Origin of the sequence: Hathewaya massiliensis (assembly GCF_902143515.1) — a bacterium.
Taxonomy (GTDB): domain Bacteria; phylum Bacillota; class Clostridia; order Clostridiales; family Clostridiaceae; genus Hathewaya; species Hathewaya massiliensis.
Window position 1 is genome coordinate 92,778 of sequence record NZ_CABFVD010000006.1, and the last position, 19,013, is coordinate 111,790.

At 29.7% G+C, this 19,013-nt stretch carries 9 protein-coding genes and 2 other annotated features; all 9 genes read right to left on the reverse strand.

The features are described 5' to 3' along the window. Positions 1-211: 211 nt before the first annotated feature. Positions 212-2,032 carry an ABC transporter ATP-binding protein gene (locus FNZ64_RS11600; RefSeq protein ID WP_142415056.1) on the reverse strand — a complete coding sequence of 607 codons (1,821 nt, stop codon included), beginning with the start codon at positions 2,030-2,032 and terminating at the stop codon, positions 212-214. Next, on the reverse strand, positions 2,032-3,828 hold the full coding sequence (locus tag FNZ64_RS11605; protein ID WP_142415058.1) for an ABC transporter ATP-binding protein: 1,797 nt from the start codon (positions 3,826-3,828) through the stop codon (positions 2,032-2,034). Before FNZ64_RS11605 ends, FNZ64_RS11600 begins: the two co-directional genes overlap by 1 nt. Before the next feature lie 262 nt (positions 3,829-4,090). Then, positions 4,091-5,527, reverse strand: a complete 1,437-nt coding sequence (gene proS / locus FNZ64_RS11610; RefSeq protein WP_142415060.1) for a proline--tRNA ligase — start codon at positions 5,525-5,527, stop codon at positions 4,091-4,093. A gap of 118 nt (positions 5,528-5,645) precedes the next feature. Continuing rightward, positions 5,646-5,868 (reverse strand) — a binding site (T-box leader). Positions 5,869-6,032: 164 nt separating this feature from the next. Continuing rightward, entirely contained in the window at positions 6,033-10,601 is a 4,569-nt protein-coding gene (locus FNZ64_RS15040; protein WP_142415062.1) for a S8 family serine peptidase, read from the reverse strand. Between the two features lie 225 nt (positions 10,602-10,826). Then, positions 10,827-12,167 carry a sodium-dependent transporter gene (locus FNZ64_RS11620; protein WP_142415064.1) on the reverse strand — a complete coding sequence of 447 codons (1,341 nt, stop codon included), beginning with the start codon at positions 12,165-12,167 and terminating at the stop codon, positions 10,827-10,829. Positions 12,168-12,363: 196 nt separating this feature from the next. Then, positions 12,364-12,629 (reverse strand) — a binding site (T-box leader). Positions 12,630-12,784: 155 nt separating this feature from the next. After that, on the reverse strand, positions 12,785-13,657 hold the full coding sequence (locus tag FNZ64_RS11625) for an SDR family oxidoreductase (protein ID WP_142415066.1): 873 nt from the start codon (positions 13,655-13,657) through the stop codon (positions 12,785-12,787). A gap of 59 nt (positions 13,658-13,716) precedes the next feature. Beyond that, on the reverse strand, positions 13,717-16,755 hold the full coding sequence (locus tag FNZ64_RS11630) for an insulinase family protein (protein ID WP_185903760.1): 3,039 nt from the start codon (positions 16,753-16,755) through the stop codon (positions 13,717-13,719). Between the two features lie 286 nt (positions 16,756-17,041). Continuing rightward, positions 17,042-17,593, reverse strand: coding sequence for a signal peptidase I (gene lepB / locus FNZ64_RS11635; protein ID WP_142415069.1), 552 nt, complete (start codon positions 17,591-17,593; stop codon positions 17,042-17,044). 18 nt (positions 17,594-17,611) lie between these two features. Further along, a complete protein-coding gene (locus FNZ64_RS11640; RefSeq protein WP_142415221.1) occupies positions 17,612-18,988 on the reverse strand; it encodes an aldehyde dehydrogenase in 1,377 nt (458 codons plus the stop codon). Positions 18,989-19,013: the final 25 nt, after the last annotated feature.

Genomic DNA, 19,013 nt, shown 5'->3' on the forward strand with positions numbered 1-19,013 from the left:
GCTTTCTTTATTTTATTAACAATACCCTATCATAATAAATTCTCTTTGTCAAATTATTTTTAATTTTTTTGTTTTACTTAAACTTCTAATAATTAAGTCGTCTTTGTTATTGAAGATTACATTTAATAGTTGATTTTTTCTGTTCTTTTCTATGATTATTCTAGAATCTCTTCATTAAACATATCTCTATATATAATATATATTTTTTATCTTACACTTGTGCTATGATTTCTTTATTAAGATACCATTTACTTTGAGCTTCATACATTTCTGCATATTTTCCTTTATTATTTATAAGTTCCTCATGAGTACCTATTTCAACTACTTCTCCCTTATCCATAACAACTATCCTATCTGCTATTTTTGCAGAACCTAGTCTATGAGTAACAATTATAGCTGTGTTCCCCTTTGACATTTCCTTAAACTTTGCATATATTCTACTCTCTTCTACTGGATCTATGGCTGCTGTTGGTTCATCTAAAACTATCATATTATGTGCTCTATAAAATCCTCTTGCAATGGCTAAACGCTGCCATTGTCCACCTGATAAATCCACACCTTCAAATTCACGAGATAACATTGTATCATAGCCCTTAGGAAATTTTTCTTTAGTTATCTCTAATTCTGATTTTTTAATAGCCTTTTCTAAATTCTCTTTAATATTATTTAAGTTTTCTTCTTTCATATAACTTATGGAAACATTATCTTTAAGGCGCATTTTATATCTTTGATATTTTTGAAATACTGCTGAAATCCCATTATACATTGCTTTTGGTGAAAGTCTAGCCGTGTCAATTCCTTCTAAAAATACTTGTCCCTTTGTTGGTAAATATAAACCAGTAATAAGCTTCACTAAGGAGGTTTTTCCTGCTCCATTTTCACCTACTATAGCAATAGTCTCTCCACTTCCAATTTTTAAAGATACATTGGATATTGAACTTTTATTTGTTCCTGGATAGGTAAAAGTAACATTGTCTATAAAAACTTCTGGCACCCCTTTAATTTCTATATCTTCCCCTTCTCTTTCAGGGATTTCAAGAAATCTAACAAAGTTTGTTATGGTTCCAAGGTCTCTAGTAAGATCTCCAATATGCCTACATATTATCTCTTCCATTATAGAAAACATTGTTCCTATGGAGGCAAAAACTGCCCCAAAAGCTCCTACGGATATTTCACCTTTAATTAAGGAATGAACTAATAAATATAAAACACCTATATGTCCTACCACTGTTAACATTTTCATAGAAAGTTCCATAAGTCCTGATTTTTTTTCTGCATGCCATATTTTCTGATTAAGTAAATTTAAAGAAGATAAATATAAGTCCTTAAAATATGAAAAAACTCCCAAAATTCTAGTTTCCTTATAATATTCCCTATCTACTATACATCTTTCATAATATTCATATTCTCTTCTTATAGGAGCTGACTCATATGCAAGGTCTGCAAAAATTTTAGTCCTAATAAATTGAGTTAAAGCTACTGGTATAAATATTAATACTAAGGATATAGCAAGAGTTGGCTTTAATTTATAAAGATATACTCCCATAAAAATAAAATAAGGCAAATAAAAAGTTAAAAGTATTGAAATCACTGTTATTAATCCCATACTATTTTTCATGCCATCATTTGCTTTGCTAATATCATCTAAAAAGAGAGGATTTTCAAAATTAATAGGATCAATTTTACCGGCTTTTTCATTTATTATTTTTCCTAGATGTCCAAGTTCCTTTTGAATAAGATTACTTGCCATAAAATTATGAATTCCATTTAAAACCTCTGAAGCTATAAAAGCTCCCCCTAGGGCACATGCCACTAAAATCATACTTTTTAGGGAATCACTTTTACCTACTCCCTTTGCTACAGTATCGAAAAATTTTTGAGTCATAAAAGTGTTAAACCCTGTAGACATACCATGTAATATCCCCATAATGCTAACTAAAATGATGTAAACTGGACACGCCTTAAAAACTATAGGAGCAATTTTTCTTACTACCTTAAAAAGAGAAATTTCATTCTTTTCATTATTACTCATTATAAATACCAGCTCCTTTGACTTTCATACATTTTTGCATAAACTCCATTCATATCCATAAGCTCCTCATGAGAACCATTCTCTATAATAGTTCCATTACCTATAACAAAAATTTCATCTGCTAATTTAGTAGAACCAAGTCTATGACTTATAAAAATAGTGGTTCCCCCTTTGCTTATTTCCTTAAATTTTTCATATAAATTACTTTCGCTTATAGGATCAAGAGCAGCTGTAGGTTCATCTAATATTCTAAGTGGAGCTGGACTTACAATAGATCTTGCCATAGCCAGACGTTGCCACTGTCCTCCTGATATATCTAAACCACCACTTTTTATTTTGCCTAATAGGGTTTTTACCCCCTGTGGCAATTCACTAACTAAATCCCCTAGTCCTATAGTATTTATAGCCTTATTTATAACTACTTCATTTTTTTCCTCTTCCATGCTTAAAATATTGCCCAAGGCAACATTACCTTCAAGAGAAATAAAGTACTTAGCAAAATCTTGATATACAACAGAACTTAAGGCTTTTAAATCACTATGGCTATACTCTTTTATACTAACTCCATTAATTAATATTTCTCCTTCAAATTCTTCATAGAGTCCAGTAATAAGCTTAGTTATAGTAGTTTTTCCTGCACCATTAACCCCTACAAAAGAATAATGTTTTCCTTCTTCTATGGTGAAGGAAATATTCTTTAGTATATAGTTTTCTGTACCTGGATATTTAAAAGATACATTTATAAACTCTAAATTTTTTAATTTTAATATATCTTTTGAAGGCTTATCTGTAGCCCCTTCTCTCTCTTCTAAGGAAGCAAACTTACTTAGATCCTTTAAATACTCCCTATTTTTTGCTAGTTGTTGCATATAATAAGTTATCTGCCAAGACATCATATGAATAATTACAAAGATACCATTTACAATGGAAATAAACATTCCTACACTAAGCAAACCTGACTGCACTGGCTTTATAAGAACTAATACTATTAACACAGATATAATTGCAGTAACAACGCTACTTCCCTTCATTTTTAAAAAAGTTTTTAAGGTTGCCTTATACTCAATTTTTCTTGCAATCTCATACTGCTTATACCATTTTTTATTTATTTCATCAGTATAGGAAAAAAGAGTTCTCTCCTCTACCCCTTCTCTTCCTAAAAGTACCTCTGAAAGATAAGAAACTTTTCTCTTATATTTTTCAACTTCTCTTTTTGCTTCATAAACTGATTTACCACCTTTTATTGATAGATAAAAAAGTGGTATAGAAAAAACTAATATAACAAAAGCAGACCACCATATATTAGTGATTAAGACAAAAAATAATCCTAATACTATAATGAACATAGAAATCATAGATAAAAAGTCACTATATGCTTCTCCAATCTGTACCTCTGGTTTTTCTGCAACCCTTGATATTAAATCCCAAGTTTCCTGATTTTCAATATACTTATATTTAAGCTTAGCTCTTTTTTCTGTAATTCTAACCCTAAATATCTCACTAAGTTTAAGTTCTAATTTTTTCTCAATAAGCTTTATACATTGTTCTGAAAACCATCCATAGGCAATAAGTAATACTACTAAAATTAAGGGTGTAAAAATTTCCTTTATATCTCTATTTTCTTTAATTACCATAGTTGCAGCATCTAAAAATTTAGCTGTTACAATTATCTCCAAAGTAGGTATTATACCTTGAAGGATTTTTTGAAGTGCTATAACCACAGCATATAATGGCGAACACTTAAATGGAATTCTTATAATATCAATGACCCCATAATTTTTTTCTTCTAAATTCATCTACAATTCTCCCCATAATTATTCATAATTTTCTTAATATTTTAAGCGATATTTTATTAAATAGTAGCTTAATTTAAGTTCTCCCCCCTTTTTAAGAAAAGTTCCTTAGTTTCAAATAACATTTTACGTACTATTTTTCTATTGTAATACTTCACTCCTCCTTTTTTTAAAAAAGCTTCTTAGTTTCAGATAAATATAAAATATCTGCTGAAACTAAGAAGCTTATATAAACAAGTTTGCTACTCTTTGTTAAAATTAGAAATTAATATGCTCTACCCCAGTATAACATTTTTTCTGCTTTCTTTCCACAACATGCACAAGTATCTGAAATTTTTTCTTGCTCAAATGGTATACATCTTGAAGTTATTCCTGTTTCTTCTTTTATCTTTTCCTCACAAGCTTTATCTCCACACCACATTGCCTTTATAAATCCTGGATTATTATCAGCTATATGAACCATTTCCTCTAATGTGTGAGCAATTCTTGTATTTTCATCCCTGTGTTTTCTTGCAGTTTCTAGCATATTCTTTTGAATATCTTCTAGTAACTCTACTACTTTATTCTCTAGTTCATCTAAGGATACAGTTATCTTTTCTCTAGTATCTCTTCTAACTAATACTGCTTGATTTGCTTCTATATCCTTTGGTCCTATTTCAACACGTACTGGAATTCCTTTCATTTCACATTCACTGAACTTCCAGCCTGGCATCTTATCGCTACTATCTAATTTAACTCTAACTACCTTAGCTAAATTTTCTTTTAACTCATTAGCTTTTTCTAGTACACCCTCTTTATGCTGAGCTATTGGTACTATCATAACTTCAGTTGGAGCTATTCTTGGTGGTAAAACTAAACCATCATCATCTCCATGAACCATTATAATTGCTCCAATTAATCTTGTTGTAACACCCCAAGAAGTTTCATTTACATATTGAAGCTTTCCTTCTTTATCATTATATTTTATATCAAAAGCTTTAGCAAAATTATCACCAAAATTATGTGATGTACCTGCTTGAAGTGCTTTACCATCATGCATTAAACTCTCTATAGTATAAGTTGCTTCTGCTCCTGCAAACTTTTCTTTTTCAGTTTTTCTTCCCTTTATAACTGGTATTGCAAGAACATTTTCACAGAAATCAGCATAAAGATTTAAAATGTCTATGGTCTCTTTTTCAGATTCTTCTAAAGTTGCGTGAATTGTATGACCTTCTTGCCATAAAAACTCAGTAGTTCTTAAGAATGGACGTGTTGTTTTTTCCCATCTTACAACTGAACACCATTGGTTATATAGTTTTGGAAGATCTTTATAAGACTGAACTATCTTAGCATAGTGTTCACAGAAAAGTGTTTCAGAAGTTGGACGAACACATAATCTCTCTGTTAGTTCCTCATCTCCTCCATGAGTTACCCATGCAACCTCTGGCGCAAATCCTTCTATATGATCCTTTTCCTTTTGAAGTAAACTCTCTGGAATAAACATTGGCATATATACATTTTCATGACCTGTAGCCTTAAACTTAGCATCTAAATCTTTTTGTATTAACTCCCAAATTGCATATCCGTATGGTCTTATGATCATACATCCTCTAACACTTGAGTAATCAACTAATTCTGCTTTTTTTACTATATCAGTGTACCACTGTGCAAAGTCTACATCTCTTGCTGTAATATCTTTTACAAGCTTTTTATCTTTACCCATTTTTCTCTCTCCTTTTATCTTAGTTAATATTTTATTAGTTCTTAATTCAACTTTCGCCCATAGTTTTCAAGTTATAAATTAGATTAATAAATGAAATATAAAAAAGCTCAGTCCCCAAAAAAGGGACCGAGCTGTAATCGGCGATGCCACCCTAGTTAATGTATTTTAATCTATAAAATACATTCTCTCGTATATTTAACGGTTCTCCCGCTGTAGCCTACTAATATTTCGGTACAGGACTCCAAGGCTGGTTCGAAATTTTCTTTTTAAGAATCTCACACCCTATGATTCTCTCTCTGAAAAAAGCTTGAATTTCTACTATTCCTCTTCTTTGTCTTTAATTATTAATCTTTGTATTCATATATATTAGTATATGTATTATCATAATACATTATTTATATTAATACATTATATGACTTAACTAAGGCTATGTCAATTACTCTTAAGATAAAATTTCTTTTTTTCTTTATTATCTTCAGAGGATAGCTTTTCACCATATTTATTATTACCTATAACCCCATTTTCTTATAACAAATGAAATCACTTTAGATGTTTCATTTCCAGCTAAGTCCCTAACTTTTATTAATAATCTATGATTTCCTGGGGTAGTTATAGATTGTCCATTATAAATTTCTCTACTTCCATCTAGGTAAGTTTCTATAGTTGCATCTTTCTTATCTGTAGTTATTATAGGAGTTATCTTACTACCTTTTTTATATTTTTTTCCTTCCTCTACTCCTTCTACTTTGATCTGTGGTTTAACCTTATCAACTACTACTTTATAAAAATCTGAAGTTTCATTCATACATATATCTCTTGCATATAGTTCTATAATATCTCCATTTTGAACTTTAATAGTTTTTTCAAATTTTCTCCTACTATTCTCCAAACTAAAATTACTATTTTGTTCTATATTTAATACCTGTTCTCTATTTATATAAAATCTATATCCTAATGTGTTATCTGCTACATCACCTTCTAAGGTTATATAATCTTTGTTTGTATAAATCTTATTATCAACTATTTTAGGTGATCTTACTCTTATTATAGGACTTTCAGTATCATAATAAACATAAGTAGCATAGTCTACTATCGCTTTTCCCGCTTTATTTTCAATATATAAGCATATTTTATTTAAACCTTGTTTTAATTTTATTTCCTTAATATACTCCATTGTATTTTCTTTTTTCATTTCTTCCCCATTGATTTTCACTGCTTTTGTATCGTTATTTGTAGTTACTTTTAATATTAACCCATTATCATTTTCATACTTTTTATCTTTTGCCTTTCCAAAGAAAGTATTTGGGGATAGAACTTCATATTGTTCTTTTACTATATCAAAGTTTTCTAGTTTATATCTAAAATTTTGCTCTTTATAATCTGCTATAATTTTTAATATTTTTTTATTTATAGCACCCTTATTATCCTTAGCTATAACTTTTATTTCGTTTATTCCTTGTTCTAAATCTACTTCCCTTTCAAAGTTACCCTTATCATCTAATTCCACATCATCAGAATTTATTTGTACATTTTCTATGTTGTTATCTAGATTAACCTTACCTTTTATCTTTACCTTATCATTTTCTGTACTTATTACTCCAAATACATGTTTATCATAGTCTTTTGATATTTTCTCTTCTGTAAAGATTTCTAATTCTGGTGGAGTTATATATGCTGTTATATTAAAATTGTCTGAAAAGATCTCCTTATTATCTTTGTCATAAGCTTTTATGTCTATTTTATTTTTTCCTTCTTTTAAATCTATTTTAGCTTCAAATCTCTTCTCTGCCTTAATAACCTCTCCTTCTACCCCATTAACAACTAGCCTATTAACCTCAAGATCTATAGCGCCTGTAACAACATACTTATTATCTACCATATTTTCATTTGTAACTTCTGAACCCTCTTTTATTTCTAATGAAACTGGTTGTAATTTTTTAGGCTTTTCACCTGCACCTACAGCTACTACTTTTTTTACTATGCTAACATTTAAAATTTCATCATTAACCATTAGGCTGATAATCCTTGAACCCTTTTCTTCTCCTAAATCTAATTCTATACTAAATACTCCATTTCCCTCTTCTTTTAATTGATCTTTTTCAATATCAATAGGCATATTATCAACATAGATTTCAGTTGAACCAATTAAAACATCCTTTTCTGGTTTTTTAATACCTACTCCATTATCTTTCGCCTTCCACCTTAATGTATATTTACCTGTTTCTGTAGTATCTCCTGATAAAATTTCCACCTTTGGTTTTGTTACATCAACTTTTATAGGCATATCAAAGCTTTGTGGCTTTGCATTTTCTCCTAGAACCTTACTTGTAACTCTCATATAATATTGCCCATCTGGTGCTGTCATAGTTTTTCCTGTATTTTTATCGTATATTTTACCATCCCAAGCTAAATCTCTAAATTTAGTACGTCCATTTTTACCTTGTTCAGCAGTCTTTGTGACGAATTCCTTAATTCCTGAGGTTAATAGATAATTTTTGTTTTTATCTAATATATCAACTTTTAACTCTGCTAAATTTCTAAGAACACATAAGGCTGGAATAGCATAATCACAATATCCATCATTATCTGGTGAAAAAGCTATATCATTAGGCACTATAAACTTTTTATCTTCTGTACTACGAGATTTATCTTCACCCATTTCAGAATCAAGAAAAAATATATTACTAGCTACTGCAGACCCATTAAATCTATGCTCTTCCCAAATAGGTTTATCAACATTTTCAAGCTCAGTCCAATCACCATAAAAGCCCATATAAGGTACAGATAAAGAAGGTACCCCTTCTACCTTAGATTTAAAATTTATAAATCCCTCTACAAAATTATTTCTTTTAAAGTTTTTAGGAATTTTTAATGTTACTTTTATCTTTTCTGTTCCATGGGCTCTAACTTTCACTTTTGTTTTATTGGATTTTAATTTTGAATCCTTTATTTTTTCTTCCACTGGCTTATCATTTTTTTCTGTATAGACTTGCCCTTCCTCTAATTCATAAATAACATCCTTATTTCCATAGTTCCTTAATGTTAGCTCAAATTTTTTTATATTTCCTATTTCCTTTAAAGCAACAGCACTTTTACCTGTATTATCTGTTATTATAACTCTATTATTAATAGCTTTTTCAATTTGAATTAATCCGCCACCTTGTACCCTTGGGGAATAAGGCACCTCTCCATTCTTTAAAACCTTAGCTGTATTTATCATATTATTTTTTATAAAGCTTGAAAGCTCTTCACTTTCTATCCTAATCTTAGAATCATTCATAGATTGTTTTATAAGAGCTACTGCCCCTGAAATATAAGGTGTTGCCATGGATGTTCCACTATTATTTCCATACTTGTTATTATTTAAAGTTGAATAAATTTTCCCTCCAGGAGCTGTAATTTCAGGTTTAAATTCTAGGTCTGGAGTTGGACCCCATGATGAAAAACTAGACATTTTTCCTTTTTCAAGATTTTGTAATTGCATGATTTTATCTAAAAATTTAATTCTTGTATCCGATGATAAATCTTTTAAAATTTGTTTTCCATAACTATTACTAGTAAATACACAAGGTATCTTTATACTCTCAACTGGAAGCATTGGGACGAAACTCTCATCCCCCTCTGAATTATAAACTATAACAGCTATTGCCCCTAACCTTTCAGCATTCTTCTTTTTTACGCTAAAATCAATCTTTCCTCTTTCAATAAGAGCTACTTTTCCCTTTAAATTCTTTCCTTTAAAATCATCAGCCTCTTTATCTTCATTATCATTATTACGTCTTCTGCCATACCCACAATTAACGACTTCTAATTCTTTACTGCTATCTAATTTGGTTAATGGATCTATTTCTGATATTATGTACGGAATATTTACATCTTGTCCATCTTTTCTATACTGAAAAACATGCATAATGTTAGTTTCATTTTCGCAAGAGGCTACTTGTATTGCCTCCTTTGATAAACCAGGATTATCTAAAAACCCTGTATCTACAGCCCCTTCAGCCTTTTTGTCCTCATCCTTTTTAGAAGAAAAAGATGCATTGCCTGCAGCTGCAACCACAATAACTCCATTCTCCGTAGCTTTTTTTATGGCTTTTTGCTCTGGATCATTTTCATCAACAAAGCCACCATCTATACCTAAGCTTAAATTTATAATATCTGCATCAAGTTCTACTGATTCCTCTATAGCTGCTACTATATCATCACTAAATGCTCCTTCTGCCTCCTTTGATGGATTATTAGAAAATACCTTCATTGCAAGTAGTTGTGCTTCTGGTGCTATTCCTTTTATAGCTTCATTATTAGCTAATTTTTCTTCATCTCCATTAGCCGCAGATATACCTGCCACATGTATACCATGCATCCCCTCTGTCCTATCTATAACCTCTGTGTTTTTATCTGCAAAATTATATCCATAGGGAACCTTGTCCGTAAAATATTTTCCTTTATGTTCTCCTTTTTTCTTTTCTAAATCTCCCTTTTTCATCCTTGCCTTACTAGGATCACTTAATTTCATATCCTTATGGGTATAGTCAATTCCTGTATCTACAATAGAAATTACCATTCCTTCACCTTTATAATGATGGTTTTCCCAAACTTTAACCGCTTCACCTAATTCTCTTGCGCTATTCATACAAGGCTTGTACATTTTAGCTTCTTTAACTTCTTTCACTCCCGGAATCTTTTTTATCTTTTCTAAATCACTTTTTTTAACCTCTATACTAAAACCTTTTATTAATTTTCCGAACTTGTGCTTAACTTCTCCATTAGTATCTTTTTTAACCTTTTTCTCTATGGTTGTACTATCATTAAGAAGTCCATCATAAGTTTCAACGGTTATTCTTACCTTATTTTCTTTATCTAAAAAAGCTTTTTCTTTTTCAACATCAGTTAATTCTTCAGCTACCTTTTTTTTTAGCTTTTCCCTACTTTGCTTTAGTAAAACCTTTTCTTTTACATTATCTTCCTTCTTTTGTGCTGTGTTTTCATAAGCTAATATAGGACTAACTGTATTAGTAGTTAAAAAAATAGTCACTAAGGATCCTATAATGGCACCCTTTAAATTTTTATTCATATGTTTCCCCCCATATAAGAATTATTAATATTCTGTAAATAAATTATCACCTTTTCTTTCCTTAAACAACAATAATAGAATTTATTAATACTTCTTGGCTATTCTATAGATTTTTATAATAATTACTTAGCAATAATAAAACCCATTATAAATGAAAAATAAAATTTCGTTTATAATGGGCTTATTTATAATAGATTAATAAATATTTTTAAGTACTTCTTAAATTTATATTTTAATTACTCCAGTAAAATATAAAAATATTATTATTATAGCTATTGGCGCAAAATATTTTATGATTACATTATATATATTTATTAATAAAGAACTTTTACCTTGAAAAACTTCCTCTTTAACCTTATTTGTACCCCATGCATATGCAACGAAGATGCAGATCATAAGACCACCTATTGGAAGGAAAACATTTGAAGCTATAAAATCAAATAAATCAAAGAATCCTTTTCCAAATACTTTTATATGGCTCCATGGCCCAAAGGATAAAATACTAGGAATTGAGAGTAAAAATAAACCTAAAGTGATTAAAATAGTTGCCTTCTTTCTCTCTAATTTAAATTCCTCTGTAACTACTGCAACTACAACTTCTAATAGAGATATAGTGGATGTTATGGCTGCAATGGCTATAAGTATAAAAAATAAGGTTTCAAATAAACTTCCAAAGGGCATGGACTTAAATACTGCTGGTAACGTTATAAATATTAACTTTGGTCCTGCTGCTGGCTCAAAGCCATAGGCAAAAACTGCTGGAAATATAACTACACCTGCCATTAAGGCAACAAGAGTATCTGTTATAGTAACACTTATAGATAGGTTTACTATATCTTGATCCTTATCTATATAACTTCCGAATGTAACTAGTATCCCCATAGCTATACTTAAGGAATAAAAAGAGTGTCCAAGAGCTTCTAAAATACCCTTTGTAGTTAATTTAGAAAAATCAGGTTTAAATAAAAACTCTAATCCCTTAGATGCCCCTTCTAGTGTCAAAGATCTAATCATAAGGACAATTAATATTACAAATAATAAGGGCATTAAAATCTTACTATATTTTTCTATACCATCTTTTACACCTGAAACAACTATAAATGCCGTAATAAATAAGACTAAAAATGTACAAATAATAGGTACTATAGGCTGTGATATTAAAGAATTAAAATAGTTAGGCAGTTCTTCTGATGGAACTTTTGATAGTTGTGCTGTAGCTGCTTTATAAATATAGGCTATTACCCATCCTGCAATCATAGAGTAAAAAGATAAAATTATAAAAGTAGTTACAGTTGATAAAACTCCTGTTAACCCCCAAAACTTTTTAGGCACTAAATTTCTAAAACTTCTAACTACATTAGCTTTTCCAGCTCTACCTATGCTAAATTCTGATATTACAATAGGCATACCTATTAAAAATACACAAAGTAAATAAACTAGTAGAAAAGCTGCTCCACCATTTTGCCCAGTTATATAAGGAAACTTCCATATGTTCCCCAAGCCTACTGCAGATCCTGCAGTAGCCGCAATTACTCCTATTTTACTTCCAAAACCTTCTCTTTTCATAAGCTTCACCATCCATTTATAATTTTAAGTAATTTGATGGAATTCCAATTTTGACATAATATAAGCTTATATTTTTAAATTTACCATGGTTTAATTAATTCAAAATTAACGCGTTATAAAATTAATGAACTATATTTTTAAATAAATTACTAGAAAAAATAAAAAAACTTCCGTTCCTATAAATGTTTAAAACACTTATAGGGACGAAAGTTGAATTCGCGGTACCACCCTAATTGCAATAATTAAATTATTACCACCTTTAGTCAGATCAAAGATAAAACTATTATAAAAGTTTTCTTGAATCCTAGCCATATATCGGTGGCTACCGTCTAGGCTTACTAAAATTTCAGCATAGCAGCTCAGGAGTGATTATTATATACTAGCTTTAACACTAACTTTCACCAAATGTTAGCTCTCTGTTGTTAAATCTATAAGTATTTTTCTCTCCATCATCACTTTTAATTTTGCAATTTTTATTCTTTGTAAATTCATTTTTCTAATATTTAGTTTATATTATATATAATCTTTTTTATGATGTCAACAAAAATTTAATATTATTTCTATCCTCAAGTTTTAGTAGAAGTAAATACTCCCTCTAAAGCTTAGAACCCTATTTATTATCCGTTTACTATTTTTCCTCCGTTTACATGAATAACCTGACCTGTCATAAAGGATGCACTATTGCTAGCTAAAAACACATAGGCTCCTGATAATTCTACTGGTTGAGCAGCTCTTTGCATAGGAACATTAGTCCCAAATTTTTGTACATCCACTTCTGTAAAAGTAGATGGTATAAGTGGAGTCCAAACTGGTCCTGGTGCCACAGCATTTACTCTTATTTTATCCTTTCCAAGGGATAAAGATAATGAGCGAGTAAAACTTACCACCGCGCCCTTAGAGGAAGAATAATCTATTAAAGTTTCATTTCCAGCATAGGCTGTAACAGAGGCTGTATTTATTATGGAAGCCCCTTCTTTTAGATGTGGCAAAACTGCCTTTGTCATAAAAAACATAGAAAATATATTAGTCTTAAAAGTATTTTCTAATTGTTCTTTAGAAATATCTATAATACTTTGTTGCTCATATTGTTCTCCTGCATTATTTACTAATATATCTATTTTTCCAAAGTCCTCTATAATTTTTTTTACTGAGGAATAGCAAAACTCTTCATTTCCTACATCGCCACTTATTAAAACACATTTTCTTCCTATATCTTCTACTAATTTTTTAGTTTCCTTAGCATCATCATGCTCATTTAAATATATTATGCATATATCAGCACCTTCTTTAGCATAGGCTATAGCAACTGCTCTTCCTATACCACTATCTCCACCAGTTATTACTGCAACTTTTCCACTTAAGTCACCAAAGTTTTCATATGCATCATGGCAGTACACAGGCTTAGGATTCATTAATCCCTCTATTCCTGGTTTTTGATTTTGATGCTGTGGTGGAAAAGCATTAGGAAAATTTATATTACTACTTGCCATGTTATCCTCTCCTTACAGTGTACTTCTCATTACTTCTTAGTACTTCTTATTACTTCTTATTACTTCATATTATTAAATATCTTCTTTTCCTTTTCAACTTCCCTCTTATTTCCTATTACTGTAATGTTATTTTTCTTTAACCCTTCCCTAAACATTTTTTCATAGGCTTTAATATCTTTTAATTTTGCATTTTTTATTTCTTTTAATTCTCTTTCTAAATCTTCTCTTTTGATATCTGAAAAATACATAGAATCTGCAAAGTAAACCCTTTCCTCAATGGTTTTAGTGTGACAATATGGAGCCAAAGCACTTATTTTATAGCTCTCCAATTCCTTATCTGTAAAATTTAAATTCTTTAAATAATCAGGAATTCCCTTGTATACCTCAAAAGTTTCTTTTAAATTAGGATCCCTATAAGAAACTATTCCAACATTGCCCTTTGAATTTAATAAAAGATTTATGCCGTAAGCTCCACCCTTTACTCTTACTTTAGGCCATAGATAATCTAAATCCAATATATTTTTAAGAACCATCATGTTTCCATTATATTCTTCCTTTGAATCCCTAAAATTAAATCCTTGAACATTATATAAAACTCCTATGTTTTTAGGAAAAGCCTCGCTTTTACTTTTTGGAGTAAACTTTATTTCTCTCTTATTAATCTTTTCATCACTTAAATTTTCTACAAACTCACCAAAGTTATTTTGAAATGTTTCATAACCCTTATTATCTGTAGTTATACTAAGTGTTAAATTATGTCTATTAAATATATCTCTTTGAACTTCCTTTAAATTTTTAACAATAATATCATGCTTTTTATCGAAATTCTTATCTAAATCCTCTATAAACTCTATATAAGATATACCCTTTAATTTTTCCTTATAATTATCCCCTTTGGAAATGTTAGAAAAATTCCTGTTTAATGCCATTATATGAGGAGAGTTGGCCGCCTCTTCTTCTAGGGACTCCTTTATACTCTTTAAAGCTACCTTCAATATTCTCTTATCATCTATCTTACTATTTTTTATTTCTTCCCCTATCAAATTTAAGGTCTCCTCTGTATTTTCAGAAAGAGTTACAGCCGATACAGTAAATTGTGTGCTAACTTTATTCACATCTTTTATAGAAGTATAGGTATTAACACCATAATTTATACCTGTAGTATAAGCTCTCTCCTTATTATAAATCTCTCCTACCTTATAGTTTTTGCTTGGTATATTTCCTAATAAAGTTGATAAAAGTTGTATATATGGAATTTGCTCTTCCTTTACTCCACTAGTATCAAAATACATATTTAAAAAACTAGTATCGTTGGTTTCCCAAGGATGATATAAAATTTGTACCCCATTTTCTTTTTTTCTATTTAAAGGCATTAATTCTATTTTAGGATCTACATCTTTTAATTCTAGTTTTGGAATCTTTCTTAAATCTTCATTAGAGCTTGGAGTATTAAGCCAAGTATTAAGTTCCCTTGTTTCTGTGATCAATTTTTCTAACTGCTCTTTACTTAAAGAATTTTTATAAGTTTCTAGCTTTTTTTTCTCATTAAATATTTCCTTTTCCATTAACCCTCTCTGAGGTCTAAGTACCATTATGCTACTATGGGTATTTTTTATTAAGTGTTTTTGAATAAGTTTTTCAAAATAATCCGTTTTAGTAGAGTTTATTATTTTTTTATATTCTGCTTCACCATTAAAAGCATTCATAGGATTTTCATTATACATCCATTTATTAAGCACCATATAATTGTAATTTGCTCCAGAATCCTTACTATAAGAGCTATTAAAACGGGAGCTTATATTTATATAATTTAGGGTAGTTCTTATAATTTCCTTATCTAAACCACTACTACAAATCTCCCTTAAGGTTTCATCTATAATCTTCTCAAACTGTACTGCCTCATCAGAATTACAATTAGCTGCCATTATGGTGAAAAAAGGTTGTTTTTGCTGGTTTACATAACCTCCACTTATATTGGTAAACCCATGCTTTTTTAAATTTCTGACTAAAGGAGAGTTAGGATTATTTATTAGCATATGATTTAACATTGAAAGGGAAGGATCTATATCTTTAGTTTTTTCATTAATTGTGAAATTATAAGTTAAAAAACTCTTATGCTCTTCATTTTCATCTTTAGCTATAGGATAAGTAAAATTAGAGTACTTTTTCTCTTTAAAAGGTTTTTCACTTTTTATATTTGAATCTACTTCTCTTTTCTTATACTTACTAAAGTAATTTTCATCTAAAAATTTTAATCTCTCTAATATATTAATATCACCATATAAAAAGCTATAACTATTAGATGGGTGATAATACTTTCTATGAAAATTCTTTAATTCTGCAAAAGTTAAATTAGTTATTTCTTTAGGATCTCCCCCAGAAATATTTGAATATATAGTATTAGGATATAGACTTTTGCAGATAGCACCATATATATGCCCTGTAGGTGAAGATAAAGCCCCCTTCATTTCATTATAAACAACACCATTATATTTTAGATTTTCTCCCTTTTCATCTAGATGATAATACCATCCTTCTTCTTTAAATATATTCTCATGATCAGAAAAGGAAGGATTAAATACCATATCTAAATATATATCCATTATGTTAGAAAACTCTTTATTATTTGTGCTACTAAAAGGATAAATTGTACTATCAGGAGTTGTAAGTCCATTTAAATCCTTAGTAATAGAGTTCTCCATAACTTCCTTTAAAAGTTGTTTTACAGGATACTTTTTAGAACCTCCTACAAGAACACAATGTTCTAGTACATGAGCAGTACCTTTATTATCATAAGATGGGGTTCTAAAACCAATAGAAAAATATTTATTTTTATCTTGATTCTGCAGTGCAAATAATTTTGCCCCACTTTTTTCATGATAAAAAACCCGTCCAATACCTTTTGCATCTTCTAATTTTTTCTCCTCCACTAATTTAAATCCGTGATAAACCTCTCCAACTTTTAACTCACTTTTAGCGAACTTATTAATAGTATAAGCATTTGCTTCAAGTACTAATACAGGAGAAAACACATTTAACATCAAGGAAAGAGTTAAGATCAATGATATATAAATTCTTTTACTTCCTTTGTTCCTCATAAAATTCCGTCCCTTCATCTTAAGATTACTAGCTTAACCTAGCTAATTATTTTATCTTATGTATTTTTAAATATTTATATACAATAAATACTTTAAACCCCTTATCCATGTAGTCTATGGATAAGCATAACTTTAACCTCCATTTATTTTTAAAACAAAAAAGGACTACTAAGTTTTACTCATAATAAATCTTAAGTCTTCTAAATCCCCCCATAAGGTTCTCTTAGAAAACTTTATTTTTCACTATGTTTGTAAAACAAGTAATCCTAATTTTTTTATTATATTTTTAATGAAGTCTTCCAAATCTTTTAAATGGATATAATACGATTTTAGCTTTTCCTTTTATATCATCTTTTGATATGTATGGATTTTGCCAATACCTACTATCTTCAGAACTAATTCTGTTATCTCCTAGAAAAAAATATTTGTCCTTAGGAACTGTAAATATTCCAAGGTTCATTCCTTCATAATTTTGAAGTGGATCTATTTGATTCTTTACATAAGGCTCTCTATAAAGTTTATTGTTTATATATAAAGTTCCATCCTTTTCTATTTGAATAACATCCCCCGGAAGTCCTATAAGTCTTTTTACAAGAGGCTTTCCAATTTCTTTAGAATCAAAAACCACTATATCTTCTCGTTTTAACTTATCCTTATTGTGAACCACAGAAGTTAGTATTCTATCTCCAGAAACTATAGTAGGATACATTGAACCTGTAGGAACATATATAATGTAAAAGAAAAGCTTTGATACTATAGTAGATAATAAAAAAGCTATGCCTATTGGCAATATCCAATTTTTCCAAAGGCTCGAAATCTTTTTTGAAGATAAATCCATATTAAATTCTCCTAAGCTTTATTTTAATATTTTCTTTAATAGTTTAAGTTTTTCTTTATAAGGAGCATATCTCACTTTTATATCAAAAAAAGTAGTCTTTTTTAATATAGGTTTTCTATGAGTGAAAAGTTCAAAACTTTCCCTACCATGATAGGCTCCCATTCCACTATTTCCTACTCCCCCAAAGGGAACATAAGGGGATGCTACATGAATTACTGTATCGTTTACACATCCACCACCAAAGGATATATTATCTAAAACTTTTTTTTCAACTTCCTTACTTTCTGTAAATAAATATAAGGCAAGAGGTTTAGGTCTTCCACTTAATAGTTTTACCATAGAGTTTATGTCTTTATACTCCATAATAGGAAATATAGGTCCGAAAATCTCCTCCTGCATAATAGGATATGCCCATGAAAGTGTATCCATTAAAGTAGGACTTATATATCTTTCTTTACTATTTTGATTTCCACCATAAATAACATGTCCTCTATCTAAATAGCTAACTAATCTATTAAATTGCCTTTCATTTATTATTCTTCCAAAGTCATCACTTAATCTAGGATCCTCACCAAAAAATTCTTCAATATCTTTTTTTATATAATAAATTAGTTCTTCCTTTATATCCTCATGAACCATTAAATAATCTGGTGCTACACAGGTTTGCCCAGCATTTAAAAATTTCCCCCATACTATCCTCTTAGATGCCTTTTTAACATCAGCATCTTTATGTACAATACAAGGACTCTTACCACCTAGCTCTAAGGTTACAGGAGTTAAATTCTCAGCTGCCTTTGCCATAACGACTTTCCCCACCTTAGGACTTCCTGTAAAAAATATATAGTCAAATTTATGATTTAAAAGCTCATTTATTTCATCTTTTCCTCCATCCTTTGCAACTACAGCCACATACTCTTCTTTAAATGTTTCCTTAATTAACCTTTCTAAAACCTCTGAGGTAGCTTTAGAATACTTAGAAGGTTTTAATATGGCACAGTTTCCAGCACTTAAAGCTCCTATTATAGGGCTTAAAGCAAGCTGAAAAGGATAGTTCCAAGGAGATATATTTAAAACTATGCCATAGGGTTCCTTATAAATATAACTTTTTGTGCCAAAATGCATAAGTGGAGTTCTAACCTTTTCTATTTTAGACCACTTTTTAGTCTTTCTTATTGCCATATTTATCTCTTCTAATACCATTCCTACTTCAGTTTCATAAGCTTCAAATTCAGATTTATTTAAATCCTGTTTTAAAGCTTTTAATATATCTCTCTCATTTTTTATTATATTAGTTTTTAACTTTTTTAGTTTTTTAACTCTATATTCCACATCCCTTGTTCTACCACTTTGAAAAAACTCTCTTTGTCTTTTTAAAATACCGTCTACATCTTCCACCTTTATCTTCACCTACATTCTAATC

Excerpts from the sequence above, each read along its gene's own strand:
- FNZ64_RS11605 (WP_142415058.1), bottom strand. The coding sequence starts at position 3,828 with ATGAATTTAGAAGAAAAAAATTATGGGGTCATTGATATTATAAGAATT.
- FNZ64_RS11630 (WP_185903760.1), bottom strand. The coding sequence starts at position 16,755 with ATGAGGAACAAAGGAAGTAAAAGAATTTATATATCATTGATCTTAACT.
- FNZ64_RS15040 (WP_142415062.1), bottom strand. The coding sequence starts at position 10,601 with ATGAATAAAAATTTAAAGGGTGCCATTATAGGATCCTTAGTGACTATT.
- lepB (WP_142415069.1), bottom strand. The coding sequence starts at position 17,593 with ATGGATTTATCTTCAAAAAAGATTTCGAGCCTTTGGAAAAATTGGATA.
- FNZ64_RS11600 (WP_142415056.1), bottom strand. The coding sequence starts at position 2,032 with ATGAGTAATAATGAAAAGAATGAAATTTCTCTTTTTAAGGTAGTAAGA.
- FNZ64_RS11625 (WP_142415066.1), bottom strand. The coding sequence starts at position 13,657 with ATGGCAAGTAGTAATATAAATTTTCCTAATGCTTTTCCACCACAGCAT.
- proS (WP_142415060.1), bottom strand. The coding sequence starts at position 5,527 with ATGGGTAAAGATAAAAAGCTTGTAAAAGATATTACAGCAAGAGATGTA.
- FNZ64_RS11620 (WP_142415064.1), bottom strand. The coding sequence starts at position 12,167 with ATGAAAAGAGAAGGTTTTGGAAGTAAAATAGGAGTAATTGCGGCTACT.